General features: G+C 71.8%; 13 protein-coding genes and 1 tRNA gene. 9 read left to right on the top strand and 5 right to left on the bottom strand.

Going from position 1 to position 12,922, the window contains the following annotated elements; genetic code table 11:
• The first annotated feature begins 238 nt into the window (after positions 1-238).
• From ACFVVO_RS15695 to ACFVVO_RS15685, 3 genes are all read left to right on the top strand, one after another.
• A complete protein-coding gene (locus ACFVVO_RS15695) occupies positions 239-610 on the top strand; it encodes a hypothetical protein (protein ID WP_390055191.1) in 372 nt (123 codons plus the stop codon).
• Positions 611-724: 114 nt separating this feature from the next.
• A complete protein-coding gene (locus ACFVVO_RS15690) occupies positions 725-1,297 on the top strand; it encodes a bifunctional DNA primase/polymerase (protein WP_390055189.1) in 573 nt (190 codons plus the stop codon).
• Positions 1,288-1,361, top strand: a tRNA-Lys gene (locus tag ACFVVO_RS15685). Before ACFVVO_RS15690 ends, ACFVVO_RS15685 begins: the two co-directional genes overlap by 10 nt.
• Positions 1,362-1,500: 139 nt before the next feature.
• Here ACFVVO_RS15685 and ACFVVO_RS15680 read toward each other — a convergent pair.
• Positions 1,501-2,730, bottom strand: a complete 1,230-nt coding sequence (locus tag ACFVVO_RS15680; protein WP_390055590.1) for a M6 family metalloprotease domain-containing protein — start codon at positions 2,728-2,730, stop codon at positions 1,501-1,503.
• Positions 2,731-3,094: 364 nt separating this feature from the next.
• Between ACFVVO_RS15680 and ACFVVO_RS15675 the strand changes: the two genes are divergently transcribed.
• On the top strand, positions 3,095-4,909 hold the full coding sequence (locus tag ACFVVO_RS15675) for a putative bifunctional diguanylate cyclase/phosphodiesterase (protein WP_390055187.1): 1,815 nt from the start codon (positions 3,095-3,097) through the stop codon (positions 4,907-4,909).
• On the opposite strand, the gene ACFVVO_RS15670 is transcribed toward ACFVVO_RS15675, so the two are convergent.
• From ACFVVO_RS15670 to ACFVVO_RS15660, 3 genes are all read right to left on the bottom strand, one after another.
• Positions 4,888-5,976: an LLM class flavin-dependent oxidoreductase gene (locus tag ACFVVO_RS15670; protein ID WP_390055186.1), complete on the bottom strand. Its 1,089-nt coding sequence runs from the start codon at positions 5,974-5,976 to the stop codon at positions 4,888-4,890. The genes ACFVVO_RS15675 and ACFVVO_RS15670 overlap by 22 nt on opposite strands.
• A gap of 123 nt (positions 5,977-6,099) precedes the next feature.
• Entirely contained in the window at positions 6,100-6,831 is a 732-nt protein-coding gene (locus tag ACFVVO_RS15665; protein ID WP_390055184.1) for a decarboxylase, read from the bottom strand.
• On the bottom strand, positions 6,828-7,622 hold the full coding sequence (locus ACFVVO_RS15660; protein WP_390055182.1) for a decarboxylase: 795 nt from the start codon (positions 7,620-7,622) through the stop codon (positions 6,828-6,830). The genes ACFVVO_RS15665 and ACFVVO_RS15660 overlap by 4 nt, the downstream gene beginning before the upstream one ends.
• 123 nt (positions 7,623-7,745) lie before the next feature.
• On the opposite strand from ACFVVO_RS15660, the gene ACFVVO_RS15655 reads away from it, so the two are divergent.
• Together ACFVVO_RS15655 and ACFVVO_RS15650 are read left to right on the top strand one after the other, a co-directional pair.
• Complete coding sequence (locus ACFVVO_RS15655; RefSeq protein WP_390055180.1) at positions 7,746-8,699, top strand: D-2-hydroxyacid dehydrogenase; 954 nt, start codon at positions 7,746-7,748, stop codon at positions 8,697-8,699.
• A gap of 16 nt (positions 8,700-8,715) precedes the next feature.
• Positions 8,716-10,104, top strand: coding sequence for an amidase (locus ACFVVO_RS15650; protein WP_390055179.1), 1,389 nt, complete (start codon positions 8,716-8,718; stop codon positions 10,102-10,104).
• Here the strand turns inward: ACFVVO_RS15650 and ACFVVO_RS15645 are convergent.
• Positions 10,085-10,579: a DUF3830 family protein gene (locus ACFVVO_RS15645; protein WP_390055178.1), complete on the bottom strand. Its 495-nt coding sequence runs from the start codon at positions 10,577-10,579 to the stop codon at positions 10,085-10,087. The two genes, ACFVVO_RS15650 and ACFVVO_RS15645, sit on opposite strands and share 20 nt — an antisense overlap.
• A 46-nt stretch (positions 10,580-10,625) precedes the next feature.
• Between ACFVVO_RS15645 and ehuB the strand changes: the two genes are divergently transcribed.
• The 3 genes from ehuB to ehuD are packed head-to-tail and all read left to right on the top strand — an operon-like array spanning position 10,626 to position 12,915.
• Complete coding sequence (ehuB, locus tag ACFVVO_RS15640; protein ID WP_390055176.1) at positions 10,626-11,552, top strand: ectoine/hydroxyectoine ABC transporter substrate-binding protein EhuB; 927 nt, start codon at positions 10,626-10,628, stop codon at positions 11,550-11,552.
• Positions 11,549-12,268, top strand: coding sequence for an ectoine/hydroxyectoine ABC transporter permease subunit EhuC (ehuC, locus tag ACFVVO_RS15635; RefSeq protein ID WP_390055174.1), 720 nt, complete (start codon positions 11,549-11,551; stop codon positions 12,266-12,268). The genes ehuB and ehuC overlap by 4 nt, the downstream gene beginning before the upstream one ends.
• Positions 12,265-12,915 carry an ectoine/hydroxyectoine ABC transporter permease subunit EhuD gene (ehuD, locus tag ACFVVO_RS15630; protein ID WP_390055172.1) on the top strand — a complete coding sequence of 217 codons (651 nt, stop codon included), beginning with the start codon at positions 12,265-12,267 and terminating at the stop codon, positions 12,913-12,915. The genes ehuC and ehuD overlap by 4 nt, the downstream gene beginning before the upstream one ends.
• Positions 12,916-12,922: the final 7 nt, after the last annotated feature.

The following is a 12,922-nucleotide window of genomic DNA, read 5'->3' as shown; positions in this document are numbered from 1 at the left end:
CGGTCCACCACACCCACCCCCCCGGACGAAGTCCGGCACGCCGCCGGAGGCGGCCGACGAACACAGCCCCGACGGGTGGGAGGCGAACCACGCGGTACTGGCCCATCTGGCCGAACACCGGGTGCCGTGACGGCCCTGAGGATCGTTCCCGAGGGCCTCTTGCGGGCGCGCGGGACAATGGACAGGGGGCCGCGCAAAGGCGGCGCCCAGCGAACCGACCGTACGGAGGAGACGAGACATGGCGGAGCCCACGCCGCGCAGGAACGAACCGCGGCTACGCCCCGCGCCCCTGCTCTTCGAGCCCGCGGAGGCGGCCACCGACCCCGAGCACTTCTTCGACCTGGAGTCGATCGAGGACCCGCGGGAGCTGCTGGCGCGGGCGACGGAGCTGACCCAGGCGTTCCGTGCGGCGGCCGACCGGGCCGTGGAGTTCCAGGCCGTCGCGGCTGCCCAGCTCGCCGACCCGCGCCGGTTCGACCGGCTCACCCCGGCGGACATCGCCGAGCGCGCGGAGTGGACCGAGGACTACGCCAAGAAGATGGTCGAGTTCGGCCGGGACCTGATGCGCGGCGCCGACACCGAGGGCCGGTCGCCCGTCGACCCGATCTGACCAATCCCGTCCGGCATATGCCAGGCGGGCAAGATACTCCCCTCCGCCACCTCCTGTCCCGGATTTCCGCAACTCAGGAGAACCGCACGCTCACGGCCGGTACATCTGGTTGGCATGAGCAGCATGCCGAACGTCACCTGTGCCACGGCCGACGGAGCCTCCTGGCTCGCCTCGGCGGGAACGTACCCGCGCAGCACGCTCGCCCTCTGGCGTGAGCGGCCGGACGCCCCACTGGTGCTGCCCTGCGGCGCCGTGTTCGACGTGGTGAGCGCCCCGGCGATCTTCGGGCGCCGGATGCTGGACCGGCTGTGGGGCGAGGGGCCGGGTTCCGGGCCGGTGGCGGTGTTCCGGGGCCGCATGCTGCTGTTCACCACCCCTGGTACGGCCCAGCGCCTGCCCTCGCTGCTGACCTGGGAGGAGTGGGGGTCCAACCGCACCGCGGCGGTACCGCCGCTGCTCTGTCACGGCACCGGGGACGCGGTGACCGTCCCGGCCCTGACCGGTGGCGACTCCGCCTCCGGCGGCTCCCGCTGGCTGGTGGCGCCGGACACCCGTCACCCCTGGCTGCCGGGCCCCGAGGTGGTCCTCTGGGCGGCGGTACGGGCGGCCCGCGCGGCGGTGCGGATATCGATTTTTCCTCGCGCCGACCATGATGCTAATGTCTACGACGTCAGCAGGCGCCGCTAGCTCAGTTGGTTAGAGCAGCTGACTCTTAATCAGCGGGTCCGGGGTTCGAGTCCCTGGCGGCGCACGATGACGATGGCGAGGCATGTTCGCGTAAAGCGCGAACGTCCTCGCCATCTCTGTTTTTGCGCGGCTTCGCCGCGCGTCGTGGGGGCTCCGCCACCCACACCCCCGTGAGGCCGGCCGCGGCAGCGTTTCTCGCGACGTCAGCCGCCCAGCCCCGGTGTGATCTTCACCGTCCAGGCCCCGGACGCGGTCCGCTCCTCCACCTCGACCTTCACGCCCTCGCCCGGCACCGTGAAGCTCTCGCCCAGGGCGACGGGGGCATCGGCCAGGGGCGGGTAGACCGAGTTCTCCCAGCAGGCCTCGGTGTCCGGGTGGGCGTCCACCACCTCGATCGGCCCGCCGCCGGACGCCTCACCGCTGCGCACGCGGTACACCAGTACCCCCTGCCGGCAGGCCGCCCGGTCGTTCCCGGCCGGGCCGCGTGCCTCGAACGCGAGCACGCTGTCCGGGCCGGTGCGCACCACCGCCAGCTTGGTGCCGTGGCCGAGGCCGAACGCCGGGGCGCCCGCGGTGCCCGGCACCCCGGTCCCGGATCCGGCCGCCCCGGGCCCGGCGGTCAGCGGCTCCAGGGTCAGCCGGGTCGGCCCCGTACCCCGTACGCACGCCACCTGGCGCGGGTCCAGCCAGCCCAGCTTCCATTTGTGCCAGGCGAACAAATCCGGGGCGAGACCGAACTGGCTTCCCATCAGGTCCCAGTCGCCGACGTAGGTGTCCCAGTCGCCCTTGCCGTCGACCGGGCGGTGGTAGAGGTCGGGGAGGTCGAAGGCATGCCCGGTCTCATGGGCCAGCACCAGGCGGTCCGGCGGATGCTTCTCGAACACGGTGACGACCCGGCGGACGTCGGTACCGTCGACCCGCATCGGGGCCTGCAGGTTGACCACCTTCGTCGCGTCCGAGTCGACACCGGGCGCGTCCGGGTCGGCGACGAGATAGACCACGTCGTAGCGGGAGAAGTCCACCTCCCCGTCGGCCGCGGCGAAGGCGTCCCGCAGGTAGGCGGCCCGGTCGGCGGCGCTCCAGTCACGCCTTATGGCGTACGCGGTCGACGGCCGTGGCATCCGCAGCCAGTGCTTCAGCGGGTGCGGGCGCAGGGTGAACCTGCCGTAGGAGGCCTGTTCGTAGAAGCGGCTGGTGGCCGGGAAGTGGTCGGCGGCCAGTTCCTCGGGCGTGGTGTCCGGGTGGGCGTCCGGGAAGGAGAGGAAGATCATGACGGCGTCGAGCGTCCCGGCCGGCCGGGGGTAGGCGCTGTTCCAGGTGTCCACGCCCTCCGAGTGGTGGGCCTCGGTCCGGTGCAGTGCGCAGGGGGCCGTCGAGAAGGGCTCGGCGACCGACGGGCCGGTCAGGATCGAGGTGGCGGCGAGCGCCGACATCGTGGTGACCACGGCGGCGGTGCTGCGCAGCTTGGGCACGAAAGGACCTCCGGAGGCGGTTCGCGGGACACCGAATCCAGAGTGTGGGAGTTTCTTGCGATTCGTCCTGTTTGCCTGAACCAGAAGGGTGAGTGCGCCCGTTTGCGCGGCGCGCGCACCGGCGGTCGACACCCCGAAACACTCACGGAACGTCACAACTGGTCGGGGGCCCGAAGAACCCGTCCAGGTGCGGGCAGAAACGATCTGTCAGAACCTGTGGTCTGTCCGGGAGACTGGCAAGTGACTGGAAGGCCCAAGGGCCAGCCTCTATGATCGGCACACTTTCCGGCACGGACAGAGATCGAGTGCACTGCGGGAGCGAGCGGTGAGCGGAACGTCCGAAGGGCCGACGCCCGCGGCAGACCTCGACCGGTCAGCCGTCACAGACAGTGATCACACCATCTACCACCGTGTCTTCGCGGCCGCCCCGCTGTCCATGGCCGTCGTCGACCCCGAGGGACTCGTCGTCAGCGCCAACGCCGCCCTCGGCGAACTCCTCGGCGCCGACCCGCGGACGCTGACCGGGCGGGCCGCCGCCGATCTGGTGGACCTGGCCTCGGACACCCGCACCTGGCACGCCTACCGCGAGGTCCTGCGCGGCCGGCAGGCGAAACTGCGCTGCACCCGCCGGATCAAGCACCCCGAGGGCCACTCGGTATGGGTGCAGGTCACCGTGACCCCACTGGCGGACGGCGGGCCGGGGGTACTGGTCTCGGCCACCGACATCAGTGCCCGCCGCGAACTCCAGTCCCGTCTGCGGCACTTGCAGATGCACGACCCGGTGACCCGGCTGCCCAACCGCACCCTGTTCTTCGAGCGCCTGACGGCCGTGCTCGAGGCGGAGTCCTACGAGCACAGCGGCACCGGCCGGATCGGCCTGTGCTACCTGGACATCGACGGCTTCAAGGCCGTCAACGACACCCTCGGCCACCGGGTCGGTGACCGGCTGCTCGCGGCGGTCGCCGAACGCCTGACCCGGGTCGCCGATGAGGCCGGCAACGCCCGCGCCGGCACCCCGCTGGTGGCACGGCTCGGCGGGGACGAATTCGCCCTGCTGGTGGAGGACTCCACCGGCACCGAGCAGGTCGCCGATCTCGCCGAGTCCGCGCTGAAGGCCCTGGAGGAGCCGTTCGACCTGGCCGGGCAGCGGCTGTCGCTGACCGCTTCCATCGGCGTCGTCGAGCGGCACGGGGCCGGCACGACCGCGACCGGTCTGATGCAGGCGGCCGACACGACGCTGTACTGGGCGAAAGCGGACGGCAAGGGCCGCTGGACCCTGTTCGACCCCGAGCGCAACGCGCACCGCATGACCCGCCAGGCCCTCTCCTCCACCCTGCGCCCCGCCATCGAGCGCGGTGAATTCGCCCTCGAGTACCAGCCGTTGGTGGGCATGGAGGACGGGCGGCTGAGCGGCGTCGAGGCGTTGGTCCGCTGGCACCACCCCCAGTTCGGCACGCTGACGCCGAATCGGTTCATCGCACTGGCCGAGGAGGACGGTTCGATCGTGCAGCTCGGCCGGTGGGCGCTGGCGACCGCCTGCCGGCAGGCCCGCCGCTGGCAGCTGGACCACCCGGACGAGCCGCCGATCTTCGTCAGTGTGAACGTGGCCGTGCGCCAGGTGTGGGACTCCGACCTGGTGGCGGACGTGGCGCAGACCCTCGCGGAGACCGGGCTCGCCCCGCATCTGCTCCAGCTGGAGCTGACCGAGTCGGCCGTGATGGGCTCCGCAGGCCGGCCCCTGCAGGCCCTGCAGGCGCTCAGCGACATGGGCGTGCGCATCGCCATCGACGACTTCGGCACCGGCTACTCGAACCTGGCGTATCTGAGCCGGCTGCCGGTGAAGGTCCTGAAGCTGGACGGCTCCTTCGTGCGCGGCTTCCAGTACGAGGAGTCGGCCAAGGGCGCACCGCAGGTACCGCCCAACCCGGCCGACGAGGTGATCGTGGAGGCGATGATCCAGCTCGCCCACCGGCTCGGCCTGACCGTCACCGCCGAGTGCGTGGAGACCTCGGCGCAGGCCACCCGGCTGCGCCGGATCGGCTGCGACACCGGGCAGGGCTGGCTGTACTCCCGTCCGGTGCCGCCGGATCGTATCTCCGAGCTGCTGGGGACGCAGGACTACGCGGTGGGCAAGCCGTAGGCGTCGGCGATCAGTTCGTAGGAGCGCAGCCGCAGTTCACCGCGGTGGGCGTGCGTGGTGAGCATCAGCTCGTCGGCGCCGGTGCGCTTGCGCAGGTCGTCGAGACCGGTGCGGACCTCGTCGGCCGTGCCGTGCACGATGTTGCCGCCCCAGGAGGCCACGAAGTCCTCCTCCATCGGGCTGAACTCGTACTTCTCGGCCTCGTCGGGGTCGGGGAAGAGACCGGGCCGGCCGGTGCGCAGCCGGATCATGTTCAGCGCGGTCGCCCGCACCTGCCGGCGGGCCTCCCGCTCGTCGTCGGCGGCGAGCGCGGAGACGCCGATGAGGGCGTACGGCCGGTCGAGTATCCCGGAGGGCCGGAAGGTCTGCCGGTAGAGGTCGAGCGCCGGGATGGTGTTCTGCGCGGAGAAGTGGTGCGCGAAGGCGAAGGGCAGTCCGAGCATCCCGGCGAGGCGGGCGCTGAAGCCGGAGGAGCCGAGCAGCCAGACGGGCGGCCGGTGCGTGGACTGCACGCCGCCGGGGGTGCTGCCCTGGACGGGGCCGGGGATCGCGTGGATGCGCCGGTAGGCGTGCCCGTCGGGGAAGTCGTCGTCCAGGAAGCGGATGAGTTCGGCGAGCTGCTGCGGGAAGTCGTCGGCGCCCTCGTTCAGGCCGTCGGTGCGGCGCAGCGCGGCGGCGGTGGCGCCGTCCGTGCCGGGGGCGCGGCCGAGGCCCAGGTCGATCCGCCCGGGGGCCATCGCCTCCAGCGTGCCGAACTGCTCGGCGATCACCAGGGGCGCGTGGTTGGGCAGCATGACGCCGCCCGAGCCGAGCCGGATACGGTCGGTGTGGGCGGCGAGGTGGGCGAGGATCACCGCGGGCGAGGAGGAGGCGACGCCGGGCATGGAGTGGTGCTCCGCCACCCAGTACCGGTGGAAGCCCCGGGACTCCGCGAACCGCGACAGCTCCACGCTGGTGCGCAGCGCCTCGGTGGCGGTGCTGCCCGCGCCCACGGTCACCAGATCCAGTACGGAGAGGGGGACGGGGGCGGTGCCGTGCGTCGTGCCCCGGATCTCGTCTGCCGACACGGTGGGTGCCTCCTGTTTCTGGCCGTGAGCTGTCCAGGGTGGGCCAACAGGAGGCTGTCCCCGTTTATTCCGCGGCCCGTTCCCGGCCCTCGCTGCCGGCCCCCGTCCCCTCCCCGTCCCCGGTCAGACCTGGACGATCGGCTCGCGGGTGAACAGCGCGCCCAGCTCGGGGGCGTTGACCCGCCGGTCAGCGAGGCGCAGCGCCTCCCACACGGTCACCTGGTTGGCGGTGAGCACCGGCTTGGACAGGGCCTTCTCCAGCAGGCCGAGGTGGGCGGCCGTGCGCAGCGCGGTGTCCGGCAGCAGGACGGCCTGCGCGTCGGCGACGTCCGCGGCCCGGGCCAGCGTCAGCACCTCCTCCTCGCCCCAGGTGCCGACCTCGGCCGCCGTGACGATCCCGGACGACCGGGTCGCGACCACCTCCAGTCCCCCGGCCCGCAGGAAGTCCGCGAACAGCGCGGCCACCTCCTCCGGGTACGTCGCGCCCACGGCCACCCGCCGCACGCCGATCTCGCGGGCCGCGTGCACGAAGCCGAAGGACGTCGAGGAGGCGGGCATTCCGGCCATCAGGGCCAGCGACCGCACCTGGTCCTGGGCGCCCTCCCAGCCGTGCACGAAACTGCCGCTGGTGCACGCCCACACCACCGTCTCGGCGCCGGACAGCCGCAGCCGCTCCATGCCGTCGGCGAGCCGCTCGGGCGATCCCATCTCGCGCAGCGCGTCGACGCGGTGGGCGTCCTCCCCGATGTCCGTGTGCACCAGGTCCACCCGGATGTCGCTGCCCAGGAGCTGCTCGATGCGCGGGTAGTCGTCCTCTCCGGAGTGGCCCGGGTAGAGGAATCCGAGTGCTGTCATGTCAGCCCTTCTCCGTGTTCCTGTGTTTCTTCCGGCAGTGCGGGCCAGTCACGCGCGGTCTCGTCGAGCAGCGCCTGATAGGGCCCCACGGCTCGGGTACCCAGTCGGCGCAGCGCCGCCCACATCGTGACCTGGTTGGCCGAGAGCACGGGGATGCGCAGTTCGGCCTCGAGCTGGGGGATCACGTCGTACGTCGGGAGGTTGGTGCAGGAGATGAACAGCGCGTCGGCGGAGCCGGGGCGGACCGCGCGCCGGGCCATCGCGACCACGTCCCGGTACGGCACCCGCCAGATGTGCCTGGTCAGCCCCATGAAGGCACAGCCGGTGACCTGTACGCCGGCCTCGGCGACGAACGCTTTCAGGGCCCGGGTGACGGACAGCGTGTACGGGGTGACCAGCGCGACCCGCCGTATCCCCAGCTCACCGAGCGCCTCCAGGAGCGCCCCGGAGGTCGTCACCGAGGGCAGCTCGCCGGACCGGCTCATCGCCGCGCACATCGCCCGCTCCCCCGACCTGCCGCCGACGAAGCTGCCCGAGGTGCAGGCGTAGGCCACGACCTCGGGGGCGACGGCGTTCAGCGCGCGCACCGCCTCGCCGAGGGTCTGGTGCTCGCTGACCAGCCGGGCGAGGTCCAGGCTCACCTCGACCGGCACGAACGGGGTCCGGGTCAGGTGCAGCGACACCTCGTCCGGCACCCAGCGCCACAGCTCGCGGTCCAGGGCGAAGTCGAAGGGGGCCACGACCCCGACCCCGCGCTGTGGGTGGGGGCCGCCGAGAAAGGAGACGTCCAAGGCACACCTGCCTCACGCTGGGAGACGAGGGCAACGGTCGCTGGATACGCCCGTGTTGACGAAGGTAGATTCGGGTGCGAGCGTGGTCAATCCGCGCATGTCAGACGCTCGGAGCCGCCCCGTATGACGTCGACTCTCCCCACCCTCCTCGTGCTGGACGCCGACCCGCCGCCCCGGCTCGGCCGGCTGACCGGCCGCGCCCGGATCGAGCACACGGACGCGGCGGGCCTGGCCGGCCGGCTGCCGGGTGCGGACGTGCTGCTGGTGTGGGACTTCACCTCGCACGTGGTGCGCGAGGCCTGGCCCGGCGAGGGGCCGCGGCCGCGCTGGGTGCACACGGCGAGCGCCGGGGTGGACCATCTGATGTGCCCGGAGCTGGCCGCGTCCGACACCGTGGTGACCAACGCGCGCGGCGTCTTCGACCAGCCGATCGCCGAGTACGTGGCCGCGCTGGTGCTGGCGGTCGCCAAGGATCTGCCGCGCACCCTGGAACTGCAGCGGGAGCGGACCTGGCGGCACCGGGAGACCCGCCGGGTGGCGGGCACGCGCGCGTGCGTGGTCGGTTCCGGGCCGATCGGCCGGGCGATCGCGCGCACCCTCAAGGCACTGGACGTGACCACGGCCCTGGTCGGCCGGGTGCCGCGCACCGGCATCCACGGGCCCGGCGATCTCGACCGGCTGATCGCCCGCGCCGACTGGGTGATCGCCGCCGCGCCGCTGACCGAGCAGACGTACGGCATGTTCGACGCGCGCCGGTTCGGCGTGATGCAGCCCTCGGCGGTCTTCGTGAACGTCGGCCGCGGGCAGCTCGTCGACGAGGACGCCCTCGCGGAGGCGCTGCGCAGGCGTTGGATCGCGGGCGCCGCGCTGGACGTGTTCGCCGGCGAGCCGCTGCCCGGGGACAGTCCGCTGTGGGGTCTTCCGGGGCTGGTCGTCTCCCCGCACATGAGCGGCGACACGGTCGGCTGGCGGGACGAACTGGGCGCTCAGTTCGTGGAGTTGTACGAGCGGTGGGCGGCGGGCAGGTCACTGCTGAACGTGGTCGACAAGAAGCGCGGATACGTGCCCGGTCACTGACCCACCAGGAGGGTCCATGCAGCTCACCGACCTGACCGCCGTACAGCTCCTCGACGGCTACCGCAAGGGCGAGTTCGGGCCCGTGGAGGCGACCGGGCAGGCGCTGGAGCGGGCGCGGCGGATCCAGCCGGAGGTGAACGCGTTCGTACGGCTCCTGGAGGAGGAGGCGTACGCGCGGGCCCGGGAGTCCGAGGAGCGCTGGCGGCGCGGTGAGCCGGCCGGGCTGCTGGACGGGGTGCCGGTGACGGTGAAGGACATCCTGCTGCTGCGCGGCCATCCGACCCTGCGTGGCTCGAAGGCCGTGTCCGAGCGGGGGCGCTGGGACGAGGACGCGCCCTCGGTCGCCCGGCTGCGCGAGCACGGGGCGGTGTTCATCGGCAAGACGACGACCCCGGAGTACGGCTGGAAGGGCGTCACGGACTCCCCGCTGTCCGGCGTGACCCGCAATCCGCACGCCCCCTCCCGCACCGCGGGCGGTTCCAGCGGCGGCAGCGCGGCGGCCGTCGCGCTGGGCGCCGGCCCGCTGTCGCTGGGCACCGACGGCGGCGGGAGCATCCGGATCCCGGCCGCGTTCTGCGGGATCTTCGGGCTGAAGCCGACGTACGGCAGGGTGCCGCTGTATCCGGCGAGCGCGTTCGGCACGCTCGCGCACGTCGGCCCGATGACGCGGGACGCGGCGGACGCGGCGCTGATGCTGGACGTCATCGGCGTGCCCGACCCGCGCGACTGGTCGGCGCTGCCCGCGCCGACGCGGTCCTTCCGGGCGGCGCTGGACGGCGGGGTGCACGGGCTGCGGATGGCGTACTCGCCCACCCTCGGCGGGCAGGTGGCCGTCCAGCCGGCGGTCGCCGCGGCGGTACGGCGGGCGGTGGCCGGGCTCGCGGACCTCGGTGCGTACGTCGAGGAGGCCGACCCGGACTTCAGCGACCCGGTGGAGGCCTTCCACACTCTGTGGTTCGCCGGCGCGGCCCGGGTCACCGGGCACCTGCCGCCGCACCTGCGGAAGCTGCTCGACCCCGGCCTGCGGGAGATCTGCGTCCCGGGCGCGCGGGCGAGCGCGCTGGACTACCTGGCCGCGGTGGACGTCCGCATGGATCTGGGCCGCCGGATGGGCCTGTTCCACGAGCGGTACGACCTGCTGCTCACCCCGGCCATGCCGCTGACGGCGTTCGAGGCGGGCCGGGAGGTGCCGCCGGGCTCGGGTCTGCGGCGCTGGACCGGATGGACGCCGTTCACCTACCCGTTCAACCTCACCCAGCAGCCCGCCGCCACCGTCCCGGTCGGCACGGACGACGACGGGCTGCCGGTGGGCCTGCAGATCGTGGCCGCGCGGCACCGCGACGACCTGGTGCTGCGCGCGGCCCATGCCCTGTACGGGGCGGAGCTCACGCTCGGCGGAAGCTGAGCGTCTCCCCCGCCGCCCCGGTCCGCCACAGGTCGTTGCAGGCCTCGGCCATCCGGTCGAGGCCGTCCACCACCTGGCCCCAGACGATCCCGGGCACCCAGCCCACGTCGCCGTTGAGCAGCAGGTTGTTGCGCTCGTAGAACAGGGCCAGGTCGACCAGGGTGGTGCCGGGGCGGACCTCGCGGTCGTAGCCGTAGGCCCGGGTGCCCAGTTCGGCACCGGCGAAGGAGAAGTAACACAGGTCACCGGGGATCGGGGTGACCGTGGGGTTCTCCAGTGGGGGTTCGGTGGAGGCGAAGGGCGGGAAAAGGGCGTAGATCTCGTTGCGCGCGTACTTGGCGTGGTAGACGTCACCCGCCAATGGCAGTGCCTCCCACACCGCCGTGCAGGTCAGGGGCGCGCGGTCGTCCAGCAGGCGTGCTGTGCAGTGCACGTCGCGTCGTTCCAGTGAGACTGTGACGAATCGTTCGGCCATGAACCAAGGGTGCATAGGACGGATGCGTCTGGGTAGCCGCGCCGCCATGGCTCCACCACTTGGGAACGAATCGCACATATTCCGGTCGGAACACAGACACAGCAGGCGCTCGCTGCTCGCGGGCGTCGCGGCGATCGGCGCGGTGGGCGCGCTCGGCGCCACGGGCTGCACGCGAGTGGCCTCGGCGTCGGACGAGAACGGCGGCGAACTGCTCGACCGGCTGCGGGCGCAGGGCGTCGTACGGCTCGGGATCGCCGGTGAGATCCCCTTCGGGTACATCGACCGGGACGGTCATCTCACCGGTGAGGCGCCCGAGCTGGCGAAGGCGATCTTCAAGCGGCTCGGAGTGGACCGGGTGCAGCCGGTACCGACGGAGTTCGGCTCGCTGATCCCCGGTCTGAACTCCCAGCAGTTCGACGTCGTCGCCGCCGGGATGTACGTCAATCCCGAGCGCTGCGAGCAGGTGATCTTCGCCGACCCGGACTACCAGATGCTGGATTCGTTCATCGTCCGCAAGGGGAACCCGAAGGGGTTGCACTCCTACCGGGACGTGGTGGAGAAGAAGGCGAGGTTCGCCACCGGCACGGGGTACGCCGAGATCGCGTACGCGGTGGAGGCCGGTTACAAGGAGAGCGACATCCTGATCGTCCCGGACCAGGTGGCCGGGCTGAACGCCGTGGAGGCCGGGCGGGTCGACGTCTTCGCCGGTACGGCGCTCACCGCCCGTGAGGTGGTGAAGAAGTCGAGCAAGGCGGAGGCGACCAAGCCGTTCGCCCCGCTGGTCAAGGGCAAGCCGCATGTCGACGGGGGCGCGTTCGCGTTCCGGCCGACCGAGACGAAGCTGCGTGACGCCTTCAACGTCGAGCTGCGCAAGCTGAAGCGGAGCGGGGAGCTGTTCCGCATCCTGCGGCCCTTCGGCTTCAGCAAGGCCGAGATGACGGACCTCACCGCGAAGGAGCTGTGCGGCGGATGACCTCAGGGCTCTGGGATCTGGTACTGAAAGGCATCTGGACGACCGTCCAGCTACTGGTGTTCAGCGCGCTGCTGGCCACGGCGGTGTCCTTCGTCGTCGGCATCGCGCGCACCCACCGGCTGGGGATCGTGCGCTTCCTCGCCGGCTTCTACACCGAGGTGTTCCGCGGTACGTCGGCCCTCGTGATGATCTTCTGGGTGTTCTTCGTGCTGCCCGTCGCCTTCGGCTGGCAGCTCGTGCCGATGTGGGCGGGCACGCTGGCGCTCGGGCTGACGTACGGCGCGTACGGCTCGGAGATCGTGCGCGGCGCGCTGAACGCGGTCGACCCGGCGCAGAAGGAGGGCGGCATCGCGCTCAGCTTCACGCCCTGGCAGCGGCTGCGGCTGATCACCCTGCCGCAGGCGGTGCCGGAGATGATCCCGTCGTTCTGCAACCTGCTGATCGAGCTGCTCAAGGGCACCGCGCTGGTGTCGGTCATGGGCATGGGCGATCTGACGTTCAGCGCCAACCTGGTGCGGCTCGCGCTGCAGCAGAGCGCGGAGATCTACACGTACGTACTGCTGATCTACTTCGCGATCGCCTTCGTGCTCACCCGGCTGATGCGCGGACTGGAGAAGCGGCTGAAGGCCGGGGTCGGCAAGAACCCGGGGACGGAGTCGTCGGCGCGTGAGCTGAAGCGTGCGCAGACTACCGGTGTCGGCGGGGGTGTCGCATGAAGTGGGACTGGAATGCCGTCGGCGACTTCATGCCGGACTTCTGGCAGGGGCTGCTGGTCACCCTGCAGGCCCTGGCCCTCGGCTCGCTGCTGTCCTTCACCCTGGGCCTGGTGTGGACGCTGCTGATGCGCGCGCCGTCCCGGTGGGTGCGCTGGCCGGTCGGGGTGGTCACGGAGTTCGTGCGCAACACCCCGCTGCTGGTCCAGCTGTTCTTCCTGTTCTACGTGCTGCCCGAGTGGGGCCTGACCTTCTCGGCGCTGGCCACCGGCGTCTTCGCGATCGGCCTGCACTACTCGACGTACACGATGCAGGTCTACCGGGCCGGTATCGAGGCGGTGCCCGTCGGCCAGTGGGAGGCGGCGACGGCACTGAACCTGCCGCGGCGGCGCACCTGGACCGCGGTGATCCTGCCGCAGGCGATCCGCCGGGTGGTCCCCGCCCTCGGCAACTACGTGATCTCCATGCTGAAGGACACGCCGATGCTGATGGTGATCACCGTGCTGGAGATGCTCGGCCAGGCACGGCTCTTCTCCCAGCAGCACTTCCAGTTCACCGAGCCGCTCACCGTGATCGGTGCGGCCTTCATCCTCATTTCCTACCTGGCCTCCCTTCTTCTGCGAGCCCTGGAGCGACGTCTTGTCCGCTGACACTCCC

The sequence above is a fragment of the Streptomyces sp. NPDC058145 genome, from assembly GCF_042884245.1.
Lineage (GTDB): Bacteria > Actinomycetota > Actinomycetes > Streptomycetales > Streptomycetaceae > Streptomyces.
This window is presented reverse-complemented; position numbering and strand designations above follow the sequence as displayed.

What these genes read in the sequence shown, in the direction of transcription:
- ACFVVO_RS15665 (WP_390055184.1), bottom strand. Translation starts at nt 6,831, where the DNA reads ATGACAGCACTCGGATTCCTCTACCCGGGCCACTCCGGAGAGGACGAC.
- ehuC (WP_390055174.1), top strand. Translation starts at nt 11,549, where the DNA reads ATGACCTCAGGGCTCTGGGATCTGGTACTGAAAGGCATCTGGACGACC.
- ACFVVO_RS15655 (WP_390055180.1), top strand. Translation starts at nt 7,746, where the DNA reads ATGACGTCGACTCTCCCCACCCTCCTCGTGCTGGACGCCGACCCGCCG.
- ehuD (WP_390055172.1), top strand. Translation starts at nt 12,265, where the DNA reads ATGAAGTGGGACTGGAATGCCGTCGGCGACTTCATGCCGGACTTCTGG.
- ACFVVO_RS15645 (WP_390055178.1), bottom strand. Translation starts at nt 10,579, where the DNA reads ATGGCCGAACGATTCGTCACAGTCTCACTGGAACGACGCGACGTGCAC.
- ACFVVO_RS15650 (WP_390055179.1), top strand. Translation starts at nt 8,716, where the DNA reads ATGCAGCTCACCGACCTGACCGCCGTACAGCTCCTCGACGGCTACCGC.
- ehuB (WP_390055176.1), top strand. Translation starts at nt 10,626, where the DNA reads ATGGCTCCACCACTTGGGAACGAATCGCACATATTCCGGTCGGAACAC.
- ACFVVO_RS15690 (WP_390055189.1), top strand. Translation starts at nt 725, where the DNA reads ATGAGCAGCATGCCGAACGTCACCTGTGCCACGGCCGACGGAGCCTCC.
- ACFVVO_RS15680 (WP_390055590.1), bottom strand. Translation starts at nt 2,730, where the DNA reads ATGTCGGCGCTCGCCGCCACCTCGATCCTGACCGGCCCGTCGGTCGCC.
- ACFVVO_RS15695 (WP_390055191.1), top strand. Translation starts at nt 239, where the DNA reads ATGGCGGAGCCCACGCCGCGCAGGAACGAACCGCGGCTACGCCCCGCG.